Source organism: Rathayibacter sp. VKM Ac-2835 (genome assembly GCF_013266705.1).
Taxonomy (GTDB): domain Bacteria; phylum Actinomycetota; class Actinomycetes; order Actinomycetales; family Microbacteriaceae; genus Rathayibacter.
The window spans coordinates 67,442-86,657 of the sequence record NZ_JABSNQ010000004.1 but is presented as its reverse complement, the minus strand read 5'-3'; the positions used below and the strand labels follow the sequence as shown (position 1 = coordinate 86,657).

Below are 19,216 nucleotides of genomic sequence, written 5' to 3'. Positions count from 1 at the left end.
GCATCCCTCGGAGTGCGACCCCGAGCTAGCGGGAGGCTCGGCGCGCGTCCTCCCGAAGGCGCATCCCGGCCTCGTCGTCGAGCCAGTTCGCCCCGGTGTTCTTGAGGAAGACCACGTACACCACCAGCGAGACGACGATCACGGCGGTGACGTAGCCGATGAAGGCCGGCACCTGCTCGGCGCTGAGCGCCCCCGCGTACAGCAAGGGCGCGGTGCCGCCGAAGATCGAGTTCGCGAGCGCGTAGCCGAAGCCGAGCCCGAGGGCGCGGATGTGCGTCGGGAACAGCTGCGCCTTCACGACGGCGTTGATGGAGGTGTAGCCGGTGAGGATCACGAAGCCGACCACGAGGATCGCGAAGGCGGCGAGAGGGTCGGTCTGCTCCGGAAGAGCGGTGAGGAGGAACCAGGTGTAGGCCACTCCCCCGATGCCGAAGAACACCAGGAGGGTCTTGCGTCCGACGATGTCCGAGAGCCACCCGCCGAGCGGCTGGAGGAGCATCAGTGTCGTCAGGGCGATCAGGTTGATGACGGTGCCCGTGACGACGTCGTCACCGGCGAACGCGCTCTTGATGATGTTCGGACCGGTCACCGAGTACGTGTAGAACGCGACCGTGCCGCCCATCGTCACCGCGAAGCACAGGAGGAGGGGCCGCCACTGGTGGACCAGGAGCTCGCGCATCGAGCCGTTCCGGCGGGACCGGCCCGCCTTGACCGCGTCGATCTGCGTGGTCTCCAGTGACTCGTCCATGGTCCGCCGGAGCCAGAACACGACGACCGCTGCGACGCCTCCGATGCCGAAGGCCACCCGCCAGCCCCAGGCGGAGATCGCGTCGTCGGGCAGCGTGGCCACCATGATCAGCAGCGTCAGCTGAGCGAGGACGTGCCCGCCGACGAGGGTGACGTAGTGGAACGACGAGAGGAAGCCGCGCCGGCCGGGAAGGGCCGCCTCGGACATGTAGGTGGCACTCGTCCCGTACTCTCCGCCGGTGGCGAAGCCCTGCAGCAGTCGTGCCAGGACCAGGATCACCACCGCTCCCCCGCCGATCGACTCGGCCGTCGGCGCGAACGCGACGATCAGTGAGCAGGCGGCCATCAGGGAGACCGAGATCGTCAGCGCGAGGCGGCGCCCGTGCCGGTCGGCGAAGCGGCCGAAGAACCAGGAGCCGATCGGCCGCATCAGGAAGGTGACCGCGAAGATGGCCCAGATGTAGAGGGTCGAGTTCTTCTCGCCGGGAGCGAAGAACTGCGATTCGAAGTAGAACGCGAAGACGGAGTAGACGTAGACGTCGTACCACTCGACGAGATTGCCCGCGGAGCCCTTCAATGTGTTGGAGATGGAGCGGCGGAGGCTGCTGGGGATCTTCGTCGTCGTCGTCGACATGATGGTCCGATCATCAAGGGTTTCCGGATGGGAAGGGGTCTCGGGACGATGAGGGAGCTGCGGCGTCGTCGCCGTCGGCGCTCCGCGTCGCCACGAGCCCAGGGGCATCTCTACCCCATTCCCGGCGGCGGATCCGGAAACCTAACGGTCTCCTGACGCGATCGAGTTCGAACCGCGACGAGGCCGGCTGTGTCTCGCGCCAGTCAAGCGGAGGTGCTGACCAGACGAGAACGCTCTCGCCACTCTGGGCTTCGCCGAGCGGACCGGCTCGGTCTCGACGGGCAGTGGAGCCGGGGTCGACGTCGTCGGGACCTTCGCGTCGTCCGATTACTTGTCCTTCCTCGGGTCGTCCGTCCTGGTCCCGATGCCTCCGTCCTCGACCGGGAGTATCGGCTCTCTGATCGTCATCGCTTCGGAACCCGAGATGATCCGCCCGCTGACGCGATCGATCGGCTCCCTTCTGGCTCCGGTGAACCCGCAGGGCGTCACCGTCACGACGAGCGCTCGGTACGCGGACCTGCGAGCCCTTCTCGGGGGCACTCTCGGCGGTTTCGGGAGAGATCTCGTGGTCCTCATCGCTGGCGCGGGCGCGGTCCTGGTCGGTGCGACGCAGTACGGTCTCGTCCAGATGCGTCGGAAGGACTTCGGACGTCGAAGGGCGCTCGGGGCCACCCGAGGCCTGATCGTTCTGCTCGTCGTGTGTCAGGTCCTCCTCGTCGCGACGATCGGCGCTCTTCTGGGCACGGTGGGTTCCGCCGTGTTCCTGGTGGCCGGCGGCGACCCGCTTCCCGGCCTCGACTTCCTGGTCGCCACGGGCGCCCTGGCGATCGTGGTCTCCGTCGTCGCCGCTCTCCTCCCCGCTCAGCGGGCGGCGAGCAGAGACCCTCTGCACGAGCTGAGAGTGCCGTGATCGCGGACGAGGGTTCGGGCTCGGCGCCGCCTCGACGAGGGCGAGCGGGCGCTCGGGCTCGCTCGAGCGGGCGCGGAATCCGGTGGTCGCTGCGAGGGCGGCGACGTACGGTGAGCGACTCCTTCTCCGCGCCGCCTCCGATCGAGCGTAGAGTTGCACACGCGTTGCAGACGGGGAGACGAAGGGTTGTGGCCATGCGCTCGAAGACAGTCGGGTTCGCGATCGCGGACGAGGACCAGGCCGAACTGCAGGTCCTCGTCGACCACTTCGGTCACGGCAACCGGTCCGAGTTCCTTCGGGTGGCGATGAAGCGGATGGCGCACGACATGTGGGCCGAGAAGATGCGCGGGCTGCAGGACCGGGCTCGCGAGGAGCTCGCCGGCCGGGTGGTCTCTCGTGAAGAGGTCACCGCCCTCGTGAAGAAGACCTTGGGCTCGAGTGCCTCCGCATGACGTCGGCCCAGCGGTCGTCTTCGACATCCACATCTACGTCAACGCGCTCGTAGGCCCTGGTTCCGAGTTTCCACGGATCGTCGAGGTGCCTCCCGGAACCGGCAACTCCGCGGCCGACTGCCTCTCCCTCGCCTTCGACGGCGATGATTTCCGGCTGTTCGTCTCGCCACACATCCTCCGCAACCTGACACGGGTCCTCAGTGAGCTCGGCCTCAGCGCCGAACTGATCGAGGGATACCTGCAGACCGTGCTCGAGCTCGTGGAGGTGTCGGGCGGAGCGACTCTCGATCCCCCGCGGAAGTGCTTCGACGTCGAGGACTACGAGGACAACCTGATCGTGGATCTCTCCCTGGCCTGCGACGCGACCCTCATCGTCAGCGACGACACGGACCTCACCGATCTGAGTCCCTGGCACGGACGCATGCCGATCGTCCGGCCGCACGTCTTCGTCGCCCGGATGGTCCAGGCCCGCCGGGGTCGCCGTCGCTAAGAGGTTGAGGGTAGTTTCATCTCCCCGTCGATTCCCCCGAGTTCGGCGGCTGCCGCAGAGTCCGGCCGAGACTGGCGACGGACCCTGCTCGCGAGGCGAGTCGTCCGGCGAGCATCCGATGGACGCGCTTCTCCGTTCGACAAGATGTGCTGTTCTGAACCCTGGTGAACAGCAGATCCTGTCGAATGGCGGACGGACTTCGCTACGCGGTGGTGGCCTGGGCGGCCCGGGTGCGCGTCCGCATCCGGTACAGGCTGGTGGTGGCGACGATGAAGAGGTCGGTGCCGTCCGGTCCGCCGAAGCAGACGTTCGCCACGACCTCCGGCACGGGCACGAAGAGCAGCTCGGCGCCGTCCGGGGCGAAGACGTGCACGCCGTCGCCGGCCGAGGACCACACTCGGCCGCGCTCGTCGACGGCGATCCCGTCGGGGAAGCCCTGCTCGGTCTCCGCGAAGAGCCGCCCGTTGCGGGTGCCGACTCCGCCGTCGACGACGTCGTAGGCGCGGATCCAGTGGCCCGGGCCGTCCTCGAGGCTCATCGCCGTGTCGGTCACGTAGGCGGTCGCGCCGTCGGGCGAGAAGGCGATGCCGTTCGGCTGCACCATGTCGGTGACGACCGGCGCGAGGCCGTCCTCCTCGCTCCAGCGGAAGACCCAGCGCGCGCCGTACTCGCGCTCGCCGGGGTGCCCCTCGGCCGGCAGCCGGATGCCGTAGTCCGGATCGGTGAACCAGTAGGAGCCGTCGGGAGCGACCGCGACGTCGTTGGGCGAGTTCAGCCTTCCGCCGTCCCAGCTCGAGACGAGCTCCTCGACGGTGCCGTCCGGCCGCTCTCGCTCCAGGCGGCGCAGTCCGTGCGAGCACTGGACGACGCTCCCGTCGGCGTCGAGGAGTCGGCCATTGGTGAACTCGACACCCTCGCGGTGCACCGAGGTCTCCCCGGTCGCGCTGTCCCACTGCAGGATGCGGTCGTTCGGGATGTCGCTCCAGCGCAGACGCCCCTCGGCCGGGATCCACAGCGGCCCCTCGCTCCAGACGGCGCCCGTCCACAGCCGCTCGAGTCCGCCGTCGCTGCGGAGGAGCGCCTCGTTGTCCGTCCTTCTCTCGTCCGCTGCCTGGTCGCTCATCGGCTCTCTCCCTCGGCCACCTGGCTCATGGGAACCACCTCCGCCTCCTATTCTTCCGGCGAGTCGCGTCCGAGCATGCGAGGAGCGAGCCTGCAGTCCGCGTTGGCGTGGCCGTATCGGCGTCGCGCCCCCGCTCGAACCGCCAGATCTGGCGCGAGATGACAGCCGGGACTGGTTGTCGCGGGTCGCCCCGAGTGCCAGGGTCGGCACAGGGCGAGTCGTGCAGGCGCCCGGTCGCTCCGCCCGTAGAGGAACCCGCTGATGCGTTTCACTGGTCGCCGTTTCGCCGTCCCCCGCAGTCTCGCCGTCGCCGTGCTGGCCGTCGCGCTCATCGTCTCCGGCGCTCCCGCCCAGGCCGCGCCCGCTCCAGCGCAGGCGGCGGCCGCAGCGGCACCCGTGGCCGGCCCGATCACCGGGGTCGCCTCGAAGCGCTGCCTCGACGTGCCGAACGGGTCGACCGCGAATCGGACGATCGTCGTGCTCTACGACTGCAACAGCGGCGCCAACCAGAAGTGGACGATCGCGACGACCGGCGAGATCACCGTCTACGGCGGCACGAAGTGCCTGGAGGTGCGCAACCGCGCGACGACGGCCGGCGCCGACGTGCAGATCTCGGACTGCGTCGGCGGAGACGGGCAGCGCTGGCGGATCGAGAGCGACGGCACGATCCGCGCCGTCGCCTCGGGCCTGTGCCTGAGCGTCAAGGACCGGAAGACGGCCAACCGCTCGTCCGTGCAGATCGCGGCCTGCGCCGGCGGGGACTGGCAGAAGTGGCGGACCACCGCGGCCGTCGCGGACAGCACCGCCCCCTCCGCGCCGACGAGCCCTCGGGTGACGAACCTGGCCTGCCGCACGGCGACGTTCTCCTGGGGCGCGTCCACGGACGCCGTCGGAGTGGCGGGCTACGACGTCTATCACGACGGGCAGTTCATGAAGTCCGTCGCCGGGAACGTCCTGTCGACCGGCCTCGACGTGGTGCCGGGTGCGCAGTGGGGGCTCTACGTGAACGCCCGCGACGCCGCCGGCAACGTCTCGCAGGCGAGCGCCACCGTCGCCGTCACCATCCCGCAGTGCAGCACCGACACGCAGGCGCCGACGAGCCCGACCGGGCTCACCGCGCGGGCGGTCGGCACCGCCGTCACCCTCACCTGGACCGCGAGCACCGACGACGTCGGGGTGCGCAGCTACACCGTCTTCCGCGGCTCCACGCAGGTCGGGACGGTCGCCGGCAGCGGCACGACGGCGCCCGTCACGACCTTCACCGAGAGCGGCCTCGCGGCCAACACCGCCTACTCCTACACCGTCGCGGCCGTCGACGCCCAGGGCAACACCTCCGCCCGCAGCGCCGCCGCCGCGGTGACCACGGGCGGGGCCTGCAGCACCGCGTTCTGCACCGTCACGCAGATCGCCACCGACACCGACATCCCCTGGGGGCTGACCACCGTCCCGGACGGGACCGTGCTCTACTCCCGCCGCGACGCGCAGGACATCGTCCGACTCAATCCCACGACGGGCGTGAAGACGAGCCTCGGGACCGTGCCGAACGTGCAGAGCACGGACGGCGAGGGCGGTCTGCTGGGCATCGCGGTGTCGCCGACCTTCGCCACCGACCAGTGGCTGTACGTGATGCACACGTCCCCCAGCGACAACCGGGTGATCCGACTCAAGCTCGTCGGCGACCGCCTCGACACGAGCACCGTGCAGGTCCTCGCCTCCGGGATCCTGCGGAACAAGTACCACAACGGCGGACGCCTGCGCTTCGGCCCCGACGGGAAGCTCTACGTGAGCACGGGCGACGGCCAGAACACCGCCACCGCGCAGAACCTGAACTCCCTCAGCGGCAAGATCCTGCGGATCAACCCCGACGGCTCGATCCCCGCCGACAACCCGTTCGGCAACGCCGTCTGGAGCTACGGGCACCGCAACCCGCAGGGGCTCGCCTTCGACTCGCAGGGCCGCCTGTGGGAGCAGGAGTTCGGCAACAGCGTCATGGACGAGACGAACCTCATCGTCCGCGGCGGCAACTACGGCTGGCCCGCCTGCGAGGGGACCTCCGGCAGCTGCGGCACCGCCGGGTTCATCGCCCCGAAGCAGACCTACCCGACCTCCGCGGGCTCCTGCTCCGGCCTCACGGTCGTCCGCGACGTCGTCTACATCGCCTGCCTCCGCGGCACCCGCCTCTACCGCGCCCCCATCGTCGGCGACGCGCTGGCGACCCCGACCTCCGCCTTCGTCGGCACCTACGGCCGCCTGCGCACCGTCGAGCCCGACGGCCAGGGCGGCCTCTGGATGACGACCTCCAACACCGGCGACAAGGACAGCATCCCGAACAACAGCGGCGAGAAGATCCTCCGCGTGACCCTCGGCGGTTGACCCGCGAGATCGGCCCGCAGACCCGCGTTCCGACGCCGGTGGATCTCGATACGCCCGCTGCGCGGGCTGCTCGATCAGCATGAGACGACCCGCCCCTCGCATGCTGGTCGAGCAGCCCCGCAGGGGCGCATCGAGACCTGCCGTCCCCATCCGCGCTGGTCGGCGAACGCCGGAGGGACCGCCGCGATTGACTGCGCAGTCAATCCGTGTTGTACTCGTCGCACAGCGTCGTTGACTGCGCTGTCAACTCCTCGGCAGAGGACGAGTGAAGGGGCTGCGACGTGGACGCATCGAAGGCCGTGCCGCAGCCGGACGACCGCGGTCGCCGGGTCTCCATGGCCGATGTCGCCCGCGCCGCCGGCGTGAGCCAGAAGACCGTCTCGCGGGTGGTCAACGGCGAGGCGCACGTCTCCCCCGAGATCGGCGACCGCGTCACCGCCGCGATCCGCGCGCTCGGCTTCCGGCCGAACGCCGCCGCCCGGGCCCTGGTCACCCAGCGCAGCCGCCGGATCGGCATGGTCACGATGGGCACGTCGCTCTACGGCCCGTCCGCGATCCTCGACGGCGTCGAGCAGGCCTCCCGCGCTGCCGGCTACTCGCTCAGCGTGGTCCGCACGGTGGAGAACAGCGGCGCGGAGCTGCAGGAGGCGGTCGACGCGCTCGTCGACCAGGGCGTCGACGGCATCATCCTCTCGGAGCCCGTCGACTTCGGGCACCCGCGCCTGCGCATCCCGGCCGACGTCACGGTGCTCAGCTTCGACCACCCGAGCGAGGCGCACCGCCCCGAGGAGCTCGTCGTGGGCACCGACGAGGCCGGCGCCGCCCGCAGCGCCACCGAGCACCTGCTCGCCCTCGGCCACGAGACGGTCTGGCACATCGCCGGCGCCAGCACCTGGTCGGCCACCCGCCGCCGCATCGACGGCTGGCGCGCCGCCCTCGCCGACGCCGACGCCGCCGAGCCGCCGGTGCTGAGCGGCGACTGGACCCCGCGGTCCGGCGCCGAGGCGATGGCGTCGATCCTGCACCGCCGGGACGTCACCGCCGTCTTCGCCGCCAACGACCAGATGGCCGTCGGGGCGATCCACGCCGCTGAGGCCGCCGGCCTGCGCATCCCCGAGGACCTCAGCGTCGTCGGCTTCGACGACGATCCGCTCTCGGAGTTCCTGCACCGGCCGCTCACCACGGTCAAGCAGGACTTCGCCGAGGTCACGCGCATCGCGATGCACCGGATGATCCGCACCCTCGACGGCCATGCGCCCACCGACCGGCACCGCTCCGTCCCCGCCCAGCTCATCGTCCGATCGTCCAGCGGGCCCGCGAACCCCGAGCGCGCGGCGCTGGCGCCCGCGTCGCCCGTCCCCGTCCGGTAGCTCCCCGTCCGGGCTCCCGGCCCCTCGGCTCCCCTTCTCCCTCGACCCGTCCCCTCCCACCGCCGTCCGTGCGGTCAGCACGAGCCGCCTCCGCGCGGTGCCTCCGGCGCGCCCGCCGGCCCATCCCTCCCCCTCTCCGAAGGAGCACCTCCATGCCTCCCCTCTCCCCCGCGCTCTCCCGCCGCGGGCTGCTCCGTCTCGGCGCCGCCGCCGGCGGCTCGGCGGCCCTCGCCTCCCTGCTCGCCTCGTGCGCCGCGACCGGTCCGCAGGCGGCCGTCGAGTCCGGAGCCGTCGATCTCTCGTTCTGGACGCACGACGACGGCTACGTCACGTTCTTCACGGAGGCGCTCGCGCTCGCCGACGCGCGCACCGACTTCGCCTACTCGCTCGACGTCACCAAGATCGGCGCGACCGACATCGTCACCAAGCTGATCGCGCAGGCGGTGGCCGGCTCCGGCACGCCCGACCTCGTCGGCATCGAGGTCGCGAACTTCGCGCGCACGCTCCGGGGCTCGATCGCCCCCGAGCTGCTCGTCGACCTCACCGAGGCGACCGCGCCCTACCGCGACGACCTCATCGCCGCGCGCGTCGACGCGTTCAGCAAGGACGGCGCCCTCTACGCGCTCGACTCCGACACCCCGCTGGCCGTCTACTACTACCGCGAGGACGAGTTCGCGCGCCTCGGCGTGCCCACCGACCTCGAGACGTGGGAGGAGTTCGCCCGCGTCGGCGGCGAGATCAGCGCGCGGGAGGGCGTGTCGTTCGGCGCCCTCTCCGTCGGAAGCGATCTGCCGCAGGTCGTGCAGGGCTACCAGCTGCTGCTGATGCAGCGCGGCGGGCAGCTCTTCGACCGCGACGGGAACCTCGACCTCGCGACCCCGGAGGCCGAGGAGGCGCTGCAGTTCGCGGTCGACGGGCTCGCCTCCGGCTTCTTCACGACGGTCGCCGACTACTACGGCCCGAGCATGCAGAGCGGCCTCAAGCAGGGCTCGATCCTCGGCGTCGACATGCCCACCTGGTACTCGAGCTACGGCATCAAGCCGAACGTGCCCGAGCAGGCCGGTCTCTGGCGGGTCAAGGCGCTGCCGCGCTTCGAGAACGGCGGCGGACGCACGGCCGTCGGCGGCGGCACCGGCTTCGCGGCGGTCACCGGCAAGGCCAACAGCGACGCGGCGGTCGAGCTCGTCCTCGCTGCGTACCTCGACCCGGCCCAGCAGGTGAAGCGCTACCGCGACCTCGGCTACCTGCCGACGCTCCGCTCGGTCTTCGACGACCCCGAGCTCGCGACGATCACCGACGACTACTTCGGCGGCCAGGCGCTCTTCGACGTCTACGGCGAGATCATCGACGAGGTCCCGTCGCTGTTCCAGAGCCAGGACCAGCAGATCCTCACGACCGTGCTGTCGGGCTACCTCCTCCAGGCCTACAAGGGCACCCTCTCCCCGGCGCAGGCGCTCCGCGCCACGGTCGAGGACTTCCTCGGCCAGGCCCGCAGCTAAGGATCGATGATGTCGACTCTCACCACGGCCGGGGCGCCCGCCTCCGCTCAGGACGGTCGCGGCGGCTCGCCGCTCGAGGCCCGGCGCGCCGCGAAGCGGAAGCGCCTGAACACCTCCGGCGGCCGGGCCCCGTACCTGTTCATCGCGCCGTTCTACCTGCTCTACGCGCTGTTCATGATCGTCCCGGTCGGGGCGGCGATCTCCCTCAGCCTCACGGAGTGGGTCGGCCTCGGCTCCCCCGAGTTCGTCGGGCTGGCCAACTACGGCAACCTGCTCGGCGACACGAGCTTCGGCGTCGCCCTGGTGAACACGCTGATCTACACGCTCATCGCGGTGTTCGTCATCGTGCCGTGCTCGCTGCTGATCGCGCAGGGCCTGAACGCCCGCGGGCTCAAGGCGCGGGACCTGTTCCGGCTGACCTTCTTCATCCCGATGGTGCTCTCGCCGATCGTCATCGCGCTGATCTACAGCCTGATCTTCGACCGCAGCTACGGTCTCCTGAACTCGCTGATCCGCGCGGTCTTCGGATTCGGCGACATCGACTGGCTCGGCGACCCGACGCTGGCCAAGGTCGCGATCGGCTTCGTCCTGCTCTGGCGCACGGTCGGCTACCTGACGATCTTCTTCCTCGCCGCACTGCAGGCCGTGCCGAAGGAGCTGTACGAGGCGGCCGAGCTCGACGGCGCCGGCGTGCTCGCGAAGTTCCGCACCGTGACGCTCCCCGCGATCCGCCCGGTGACCGCGTTCGTCGTCGTCACCTCCTTCATCAGCGCCGCCCAGCTCTTCGACGAGCCCTACCTGCTCACGCGGGGCGGACCGGGCGAGGCGACCCTCTCCGTCTCGATGTTCATCTACCGCGCCGCGTTCGAACGCCAGCAGTTCGGCTACGCCGCCGCGGCCGGAGTCGTGCTCTTCGTGCTCGTCTTCGCCGTCAGCCAGATCCTCAACCGCGCCCTCGCCATCGGGAGAACCTCATGACCGCCACCACGGGAATCGTCACCGCCGACGCTCCGGACCGCCGCATCCCGCGGAGGCAGCGCCGGGCGAGCGGCGGCGAGCGCGCCCGCCGAGGACTGCTCTACGTCACCCTCTCGGCCCTGCTGCTCGTCTTCGTGTTCCCGCTGCTGTGGGCGCTGAGCGGCTCGTTCAAGAACCGCGGCGACATCTTCTCCACTCCCCCGTCGCTCGTCCCGAACCCCGCGACCACCGACAACTACGTCAACCTGCTGACCACGCAGCCCTTCTGGGCCTGGTTCGGCATGAGCGTCGGCACCTCGCTGCTCGCGACCGCAGTCTCGGTCTTCGTCTGCGCGATGGCGGGCTACGGCTTCGCGAAGTTCGCCTTCCGCGGCAAGAAGGTGCTCTTCACGATCATGTTCTCGTCGCTGTCGGTGCCGTTCGTCGTGATCCTGGTGCCGCTCTTCATCCTGATCGTGAAGGCGGGGCTCTCGAACCCGTGGTTCGCGCTGATCGTGCCGTGGGTCGCGCCCGCGTTCGGGATCTTCATGATGCAGCAGTTCATCGTCCAGTCGATCCCGGACGAGATCATCGAGGCGGCCCGGATCGACGGCAACAGCGAGTTCGGCACCTTCTGGCGCGTGGTGCTGCCGCTGCTGCGCCCCTCCCTCGGAGCGCTGGGCGTCTGGGGCTTCCTGCAGAGCTACAACAGCTTCCTCTGGCCGCTCGTGCTGCTCTCGGACTCGTCGCAGTACACGATCCCGCTGGGCCTGAACATCCTGTTCGCGTCCGAGAACCGCTCCTACGACCTCGTCCTGGCGGGCGCGGTCCTCGCCTCGGTGCCGACGATCCTGGTGTTCTTCCTGCTGCGCAAGCAGCTGCTCGACGGGCTGACCGCGGGCGCCGTCAAGGGCTGACGCCCCCACCGCCCTCCTCCGCCACTCCTCTCCCGAACGTCCGAAAGGCCCTCCCATGCAGCACCTCACCGACCGCATCCTGTTCGGCGCGGCCTACTACCACGAGTACCAGCCGACCTCCCGGCTGGGCCGCCGCGACCTCGCCGAGGACCTCCGGCTGATGAAGGCGGCGGGCTTCACCGTCATCCGCGTCGGCGAGTCGGTCTGGTCGACCTGGGAGCCCGAGAACGGCGTCTTCGAGCTCGACTGGCTGCAGCCGGTGCTCGACGCCGCGCACGAGCACGGGATCGCGGTCGTGCTCGGCACGCCGACCTACGCGGCGCCGATGTGGCTCGCGCGGCTGTACCCCGAGATCAACGTCGAGCGCTCGAGCGGTCGGCCGATGGGCTGGGGTGCCCGGCAGGAGATCGACTACTCCCACCCGGCCTTCCTCTTCCACGCCGAGCGCCTCGTCCGGAGGATCGTCGAGCGCTACGCCGCGCATCCTGCGGTGATCGGCTTCCAGGTCGACAACGAGCCGGGCAACGAGATCTTCCACAACCGGCAGGTCTTCCAGCGCTTCGTCGACCACCTGCGCGCGCGCTACGGCACCGTCGAGACGCTGAACGACGAGTGGGGGCTGACCTACTGGTCGCACCGCCTGTCGACCTGGGCCGACCTCTGGACCCCGGACGCCAATCAGCAGCCGCAGTACGACCTGGCCTGGCGCCGCTTCCAGGCCTCGCTGACCACGGACTTCATCGGCTGGCAGGCCGACATGGTCCGGGAGATCTCCGCGCGGGCCGGCCGCGACGACCAGTTCGTCACCACCTGCCTCTCCTACGAGCGCCGGACGGTGCAGGACGAGGAGCTCGTGCGCTCCCTCGACATCGCCGCCGGCAACCCCTACTACCGGATGCAGGACGGGCTCGAGCTGCCGGACGCGCGGGCGTTCGACCAGCACTGGACGACCTCGGGAACCTGGGCGCTGTACGCCACCGCCGACCGGATGTACGGATCGAAGCAGGCGCCGTTCCTGGTGACCGAGACCGACGCGCAGGCGATCGGCATGCCGTGGTCGAACGAGCCCGGCTACGACGGGCAGTGGCGGCAGGCCGCCTGGGCCCTGGTCTCGCGCGGCGCGACGATGATCGAGTACTGGCACTGGCACACCCTCCACCACGGCGCCGAGACCTACTGGGGCGGGATCCTGCCGCACTCGCAGGAGCCGGGCCGCGTCTACGAGCAGATCGCCGCCCTGGGCGCCGACTTCGCTGCCGCCGGCGACCGGGTGACCGAGCTGACCCCCGACTCCGACGTCGCGATCCTGTTCTCGAACGAGAGCAAGTGGGCGCTCGAGGAGTACCCGTCGTTCAGCGATCCGACCCAGGGCACGAGCGCCGCCCGCGGCGTGCCCGTCGCCTCGACGCGCACCTTCCAGACCGTGTTCGACGCCTTCGCGCGCGGCGCCTTCGACGCCGGGCTGCAGTCGAGCACGGTCCACCCCTCGCAGCTGACCGCGACGACGCCGGCCGCCTCCGCGGCCGCGCATCCCGTGCTGGTCGCGGCGGCGTTCACCATCGCCGACGACGCGCAGCTGCAGTGGCTGGAGGCGTACGCGGCGGCGGGCGGGCACCTGATCGTCGGTGTGCGCACCGGCTACGAGGACGAGGAGGCGCGAGCCCGGCTGCAGCGCAAGCCGGCGTTCCTCGACGAGGCCGCGGGCGTGCACTACGACGAGTTCGCGAACCTGGCGGTCCCCGTGCCGGTGCTCGCGGAGTCGGGCTTCCCGCTGCCGGCCGGCGCTGCGGCGACCCTCTGGGCGGACGGCCTGCAGCCCGACGACGCCGAGGTGCTCGTGCGCTACGACCACCCGCACCACGGCCGCTTCGCCGCGGTGACGACGCGGCCGCACGGCGCGGGGCGGGTCACGACCGTCGGGACCGTGCCCGACCTCGAGTTCGCCCGGAGCCTGATGGCCTGGGCCGTCGGAGACGCCTCGACCGGCTGGCGCCGCGCCACGGCCTCGCAGACGGTCACGAGCGCGACCAACCGCCACGGCGAGCGCGTCCGCTTCGTGCACAACTGGTCGTGGGAGCCGTCGGTGTACCCGCTGCCGGCCGCCGCCACCGATGTGCTCTCCGGCGAGGAGCTGGCCGCCGGCGCCGAGCTGGCGCTCGGGCCGTGGGACGTGCGCGTCCTGGCCTCCGCCGACTGAGCGCGGCGGGACCCTCCCGCTCGGTGGTCGCCCCGTCCTCGCCCTCCGCAGGGCGACCACCCCCGTCTGTGGGTCATCCGTTGATGCGGTCGCCCTCCGCAGGGCGACCACCCCCGTCTGTGGGTCATCCGTTGATGCGGCTGTCAGTTCGTTCCCAGGGTGCGTCCCGTGCCGCTACGGTCGGGTCCAGGCGGAGCCGGATCGAACCGGCTCCCACGGGCACGGAGGGGGCACGATGACCGACGAGCAGTCGACGGCGGGAGGCGCTCCGTGCCGATGCCGACCGTGACCCGCCGCCCGCGCCGCCTCGCCGTCCTCGCGGCGATCGCCGCGGCGGCACTGCTCGCCGGAGCCGCCGCCGCGCCGGTCCTCGCCGCGGAGGCGGAGGAGCCGGCCACCGCCGACTCCGTCTTCTCCCCCGCGACCGGTGCGTACTTCGGCGCGAGCCTCGACTGGAGCGTCGACAGCGCCGCGTCCCAGGCGGACCGGCTGGGACGCTCCTCCGCCGTCCTCGAGCACTCCGCCGCGCTGCCGATCAGCGAGACCGAGACCTCGTACCTCGCCCAGTTCCTGCGGCAGGCCGAGGGCGAGGGCGCTCTGGCCGCGGTCTCCCTGCGCCCCGAGGGCGACCTCGCCGACTTCGACAGGGCCGACGCGGAGCAGGCGGTCGGCGCCCTCGCGCGCGCCCGCGCCGGCGAGGCCCTGCCGCTCTACGTGCGCTTCGCACCCGACATGAACGCGACCTGGGTGCCCTGGGGTCAGCGACCCGAGGAGTACGTCGACGCCTTCCGGATCTTCGCGCAGACGCTGCACGCCGACCTGCCCGATGCGGTGGTGGTCTGGTCGCCGACGGCCGGCGAGTCGTACCCGTTCTCCGCGGCGGCTCCGACCGGCTCGGCCGCGCTCGACACCGACGGCGACGGGCTCCTCGGCGCGGGCGACGATCCGTACGCCCCCTACTACCCCGGCGACGACGTCGTCGACTGGGTCGGCCTCGCCGCGTACCACGACCCGAGCGGAGGCGGCGCCCCGCGCAACGCGCTGCCCGCCGACGGCGAGCTCGCCGCCGACCTGAGCGGCGCCGGCGCCCTCGACTTCTACGGCGAGTACGCCGAGGCGACCGGGACTCCGATGCTGCTCGAGACCGCCGCGTTCTACAGTCCTGGTGCCGGCGGTCCCGGGGAGCTCGCCCTCAAGCAGGCGTGGTGGCGGCAGGTCATGGCGGCCGCCTCGGACGAGGAGTACCCGCTGCTCGACGCCGTGCTCTGGCGGGACTCGGCCGCGACCCGCGCCGTCGTCGGCGAGGTCGTCATCGACTGGAGCATCTCCGGATCCGGTGAGATCGCCGCCGCCTTCGCCGCCGACGCCGCGGCGAGCGACCTCGTCTCAGGCCCCGTCTACACGCCGTTCACGGCGGCGTCGGCCGGGCCGGCCACCGGCGGCACCCTCGGCGGGACCGCCGCCTGGATCGTCGTGGCGCTCACCCTCCTCGTCGCGGCGGGCGCCACGGCCTGGGGTCTCTCGCGGCGCCGCAGCACCGCGCTCGCCTACGACGGCCCGCCGAACCGCGATCTGCGGATCGATCTCCTGCGCGGCGTCGCGATCGTGTTCGTGGTGATCAACCACATCGCCCTGGTCTCGATCTGGCAGAACGCGACCCAGGAGGCCATCGGGATGGTCTCGGGAGCGGAGCTGTTCGTGCTCTTCTCCGGGGCCGTGCTGGGCCTGGTGCACCGGCCCAAGGTGCTCGGCGGCGGGATCGGCGAGGTCACCCTGCGGACCGGTCGCCGGGCGGTGACGCTCTACCTCACGGCGCTCGTCGTCACCCTCGTCGTCGGGCTCGTCAGCCTGATCGACGTCGTGCGGTCCACCCCGGCGACCACCTACATCGACCAGGGCACCGGTGCAGCCGGCAGTGAGGCGACCGGTCGCGTCTACGACCTCTACGAGAACATCGGGAGCCTGCTGCGCTATCCGGTCGACCCGTCGATCATCGTCGACCTCGCGGCGCTCCGGCTCGGTCCGTGGCAGGTCAACGTCCTCGGCTTCTACGTCGTGATGCTCGCGCTGTCGCCGCTGGTCCTCTGGGCGCTCTCGCGGGGCCGCTGGCTGCCGGTGCTGCTGGTGTCGTGGGCGGTCTACGCCGTGCAGGCCTTCCTGCGGCTGCGGGTCCTGCCGTCGCAGTTCGAGGACTCGTTCCCGCTGCTGACCTGGCAGGCGCTGTTCGTCACGGGCGTGGTCGCGGGCTTCCACCGGCGCGAGATCGTCGCCTGGTTCGCGACCCGCGTCGGCCGCATCGTGCTGGCGGTCTGCGTGATGGCGACCGCGGGCCTCGCGCTCTTCTCCTGGAACAACCCCTACCTCTCCAGCACCTTCGACCTGCGCCTCGGCCTGATCCCCGCCAACACCTTCTCGGACGTCTACTCGGCCGCGTTCGAGCGCACGACGCTGGATCCCGGTCGGGTGCTCAACGTGCTCCTCGTCGTCGTCACCGCCTACGCGGCGCTGACCGTGCTCTGGAAGCCGATCCACCGCCTGCTCGGCTGGTTCTTCGTCCCCCTGGGCCAGGCGACGCTCTACGTCTTCGTGATGCACGTCGTCTTCGTGCTCGTCATCGCCAACATCCCCGTCCTGCGCGAAGGGAACCCCGTGGTCGACTCGATCGCCTACCTCGTCGTCCTGGCCCTGCTCTGGCTGATGGTCAGGACGCGCTTCCTCTTCCGGGTGGTGCCGCGATGAGCCGTCCGTCGACGGGCGCCGGCACCGAGAGCACGCTCACCTCGCCCGGCCGCATGCTCCTGCTGCGGGTGATCGTCGTGCTCACGGTCCTCCTCGGTGTGAACTACGTCGCCTGGCGGTGGCTGTTCTCGCTGAACTGGGACGCCTGGTGGATCGCCGTGCCCCTGGTGGTCGCCGAGACCTACAGCCTGATCGACGTCTGCCTGTTCGGGATGACGATGTGGCGGGCGAAGGGCCGGCCCGCTCCCCCGCCGCCGGCCTCCGACGCGACGGTGGACGTCTTCATCACCACCTACAACGAGCCGATCGAGCTGGTCATGGCCACCGCCCTCGCGGCGCAGGCGATCCGGTTCCCGCACGAGACCTGGGTCCTCGACGACGGCGACCGCGCCGAGATGCGCGCGGCGGCCGAGGGTGCGGGGCTGGGCTACATCACCCGGTCCGCCGACTGGAAGGACCGCCCCCGGCACGCCAAGGCCGGCAATCTCAACAACGCGCTCGAGCTGACCACGGGCGAGTTCGTCCTGATCCTCGACGCCGACCAGATCCCGCGGCCCGAGATCCTCGATCACACGCTCGGCTACTTCCGCGACGAGAAGGTCGCCCTGGTGCAGACCCCGCAGGTCTTCTCGAACGTGGCGACCGGCGATCCGCTCGGCAGCCAGGCGCCGCTGTTCTACGGCCCGATCCAGCAGGGCAAGGACGGCTGGAACGCCGCCTTCTTCTGCGGCTCCAACGCGGTCCTGCGCCGGGAGGCGCTCATGCAGCTGGGCATCGTCGGCTACGTCCGCGAGCTCGACCGGAGGATCGGCAGCGCCCTGCGCACGGCCGCACGGGTCGTCGCGAAGGCGCGCTCGCACCCGGCGGCGGCGGACCCCGCGGTTCGGGCCGCACTCGACGAGGTGACGGGCGCGATCGCCGAGGCGCGCACCTCGATCGCGGCCGGCGGGCCGATCGGGACCGTCACCTACGAGCTGCACCGCCGCGTGGACGCGGCGAGCTACTCCCTCGTCGCCTCGGACGTCGCCGGACTCGAGAGCGACCTGGCCGAGATCCGGGCGTTGAACCGTGCGCAGGGCGGCGCGTCCGCCGACACCGTCGTCGACATCGAGGCGATCGTCTCGACACTGGCGGACCGGGAGCTCTCGCCCCTGAACGCGCTCGAGTCGGTCCAGGCCGTCCTGCAGAGCATCGCGGTCGACCGCCCCGGCGAGGCCCAGCCGATCATGCCGCTCGCCACCATCTCGGTCACCGAGGACATGGCGACCTGCATGCGCCTGCACGGCCTGGGCTGGCGGAGCGTCTACCACCACGAGCTGCTCGCCGACGGCCTCGCCCCGGAGGACGTCGGGACGATGCTCACCCAGCGGCTGCGCTGGGCGCAGGGCACGATGCAGGTGTTCCTGCGCGAGAACCCGCTGCTGCAGCGCGCGCTGAGCGTGCCGCAGCGCCTGATGTACTTCGCGACGATGTGGAGCTACCTCAGCGGCTACGCGGCCGTCGTCTACTTCGCCGCCCCGATCGTCTTCCTGGTGCTGGGCATCCTGCCCGTCGACTCGATCGCCGCGGACTTCTTCGTGCGCTTCATCCCGTTCATGATCGTGAACCAGCTGCTGTTCCTCGTGGCGGCGAAGGGGACGCCGACCTGGCGGGGGCAGCAGTACAGCCTCGCGCTGTTCCCGGTCTGGATCGAGGCCTGCTCGACGGCGATCAACAACGTGCTGCTGCGCATCCCGCTCGGCTTCGCGGTCACCCCCAAGACGCGGCAGGAGTCGACGGGGATCCCGTGGCGTCTGATCCGGGTCCAGCTGATCGTCATGGTCCTGCTGGTCGTGGCCGTCGTCGTCGGGGTGGTCCACCTCCTCGTGGACGGCGCGCAGCTCGTCGGCACCGGCGTGAACATCGTCTGGGCGCTCTTCGACCTGGTCGTGCTCAGCGTCCTCTTCCGCGCCGTCGCCTACCGGGGCTTCGACGCCGCCCCGTCCACCGCCGCCCAGAAGGAGCACGCATGACGTTCACCACCGAGAAGATCGACCCGGACATCGCCGTGGTGACCGCGTCGGGCAAGCTGAACATGGTCGCCGCCCCGCAGCTGCGCGAGACGGTCCGGCGCGCGATCGAGGAGAGCAGTCCCCGCATCGTCGTCGACCTCGGCGCCGTCGACTTCCTCGACTCCTCCGGACTCGGCGCCCTCGTCGCGTGCCTGAAGACCGCCCGCCAGGCCGGCGGCGACCTCAGGATCGCGGCGCCCAGCGCCCAGGTGATGATGGTGCTGCAGCTCTCCAACCTGGATCGCGTGCTCGCCCGGTTCGACTCGCCCGGCGACGCGTACCGTGACTGAGCGCAGCGTCCGGTTCCGCACTCCCCCGGACACCGTGGAGGTCGTCCACTCGATGCTCGCTCAGCTGTGGGAGGACCGGCCGGACGTCGAGGCGATGGACCGCTTCGCCTTCGAGACCGCCGTCGTCGAGCTCGCGGGCAACGTCGTCCAGCACGGCTCCTCCGCGACGGCGATCGTCTGCACGCTCGGCGTCACCATTGACGAGGTGTCGCTGCGCGCCCTCCTCGTCGACACCGCGGACCCGCCCGGGATCGACAGCGGCCCGCGGCAGATGCCCGACGTCCTCGCCGAGTCCGGGCGGGGCCTCGCCCTCATCCACGCCCTCGTCACGACCTTCGAGTACGAGCGCTCGGCGAGCCGCAACGTCTGGTCGCTCTGCAAGGACCGGAGCGCCGCGGCGGAGTGACGGCGGGGCTCGGCGCGCCGCTGTGCGCCCCTCCCGTCCGCGTGGATCCGCCAGGTCGCGC

The 19,216-nt window shown here is 71.1% G+C and carries 15 protein-coding genes; 13 read left to right on the top strand and 2 right to left on the bottom strand.

Translation table 11 applies throughout. The annotated features are described in order from the left end of the window. Positions 1-25 precede the first annotated feature (25 nt). Positions 26-1,381 carry an MFS transporter gene (locus tag HRK28_RS16850; RefSeq protein WP_173252471.1) on the bottom strand — a complete coding sequence of 452 codons (1,356 nt, stop codon included), beginning with the start codon at positions 1,379-1,381 and terminating at the stop codon, positions 26-28. A gap of 565 nt (positions 1,382-1,946) precedes the next feature. Between HRK28_RS16850 and HRK28_RS16845 the strand changes: the two genes are divergently transcribed. From HRK28_RS16845 to HRK28_RS16835, 3 genes are all read left to right on the top strand, one after another. Beyond that, entirely contained in the window at positions 1,947-2,291 is a 345-nt protein-coding gene (locus HRK28_RS16845; RefSeq protein ID WP_173252470.1) for an FtsX-like permease family protein, read from the top strand. Between the two features lie 194 nt (positions 2,292-2,485). Then, positions 2,486-2,743 carry a hypothetical protein gene (locus HRK28_RS16840; protein WP_173252469.1) on the top strand — a complete coding sequence of 86 codons (258 nt, stop codon included), beginning with the start codon at positions 2,486-2,488 and terminating at the stop codon, positions 2,741-2,743. Further along, entirely contained in the window at positions 2,730-3,233 is a 504-nt protein-coding gene (locus HRK28_RS16835) for a PIN domain-containing protein (RefSeq protein ID WP_173252468.1), read from the top strand. The genes HRK28_RS16840 and HRK28_RS16835 overlap by 14 nt, the downstream gene beginning before the upstream one ends. Positions 3,234-3,435: 202 nt before the next feature. On the opposite strand, the gene HRK28_RS16830 is transcribed toward HRK28_RS16835, so the two are convergent. Beyond that, entirely contained in the window at positions 3,436-4,356 is a 921-nt protein-coding gene (locus HRK28_RS16830) for an SMP-30/gluconolactonase/LRE family protein (RefSeq protein ID WP_173252467.1), read from the bottom strand. Between the two features lie 261 nt (positions 4,357-4,617). On the opposite strand from HRK28_RS16830, the gene HRK28_RS16825 reads away from it, so the two are divergent. The 10 genes from HRK28_RS16825 (at position 4,618) to HRK28_RS16780 (ending at position 19,155) form a co-directional block, all read left to right on the top strand. Beyond that, positions 4,618-6,729: a PQQ-dependent sugar dehydrogenase gene (locus HRK28_RS16825; RefSeq protein WP_173252466.1), complete on the top strand. Its 2,112-nt coding sequence runs from the start codon at positions 4,618-4,620 to the stop codon at positions 6,727-6,729. A 281-nt stretch (positions 6,730-7,010) separates the two neighbouring features. Next, the gene (locus HRK28_RS16820) at positions 7,011-8,099 is read left to right on the top strand and encodes a LacI family DNA-binding transcriptional regulator (protein ID WP_367948463.1); all 1,089 of its coding nucleotides are present in this window, start codon (positions 7,011-7,013) and stop codon (positions 8,097-8,099) included. A 152-nt stretch (positions 8,100-8,251) separates the two neighbouring features. Then, positions 8,252-9,598, top strand: coding sequence for an ABC transporter substrate-binding protein (locus tag HRK28_RS16815; RefSeq protein WP_173252465.1), 1,347 nt, complete (start codon positions 8,252-8,254; stop codon positions 9,596-9,598). A gap of 9 nt (positions 9,599-9,607) precedes the next feature. Beyond that, complete coding sequence (locus HRK28_RS16810) at positions 9,608-10,576, top strand: carbohydrate ABC transporter permease (protein WP_160089439.1); 969 nt, start codon at positions 9,608-9,610, stop codon at positions 10,574-10,576. Continuing rightward, positions 10,573-11,472, top strand: coding sequence for a carbohydrate ABC transporter permease (locus HRK28_RS16805; RefSeq protein WP_173252464.1), 900 nt, complete (start codon positions 10,573-10,575; stop codon positions 11,470-11,472). The genes HRK28_RS16810 and HRK28_RS16805 overlap by 4 nt, the downstream gene beginning before the upstream one ends. A gap of 55 nt (positions 11,473-11,527) precedes the next feature. After that, the gene (locus HRK28_RS16800) at positions 11,528-13,669 is read left to right on the top strand and encodes a beta-galactosidase (protein ID WP_173252463.1); all 2,142 of its coding nucleotides are present in this window, start codon (positions 11,528-11,530) and stop codon (positions 13,667-13,669) included. A 276-nt stretch (positions 13,670-13,945) separates the two neighbouring features. Next, entirely contained in the window at positions 13,946-16,408 is a 2,463-nt protein-coding gene (opgC, locus tag HRK28_RS16795; protein ID WP_173252462.1) for an OpgC domain-containing protein, read from the top strand. A 53-nt stretch (positions 16,409-16,461) separates the two neighbouring features. After that, a complete protein-coding gene (locus HRK28_RS16790; protein ID WP_244231842.1) occupies positions 16,462-18,420 on the top strand; it encodes a glycosyltransferase in 1,959 nt (652 codons plus the stop codon). Next, positions 18,417-18,749, top strand: coding sequence for an STAS domain-containing protein (locus HRK28_RS16785; RefSeq protein ID WP_160089429.1), 333 nt, complete (start codon positions 18,417-18,419; stop codon positions 18,747-18,749). The genes HRK28_RS16790 and HRK28_RS16785 overlap by 4 nt, the downstream gene beginning before the upstream one ends. Further along, complete coding sequence (locus HRK28_RS16780; protein ID WP_173252461.1) at positions 18,742-19,155, top strand: ATP-binding protein; 414 nt, start codon at positions 18,742-18,744, stop codon at positions 19,153-19,155. The genes HRK28_RS16785 and HRK28_RS16780 overlap by 8 nt, the downstream gene beginning before the upstream one ends. Positions 19,156-19,216: the final 61 nt, after the last annotated feature.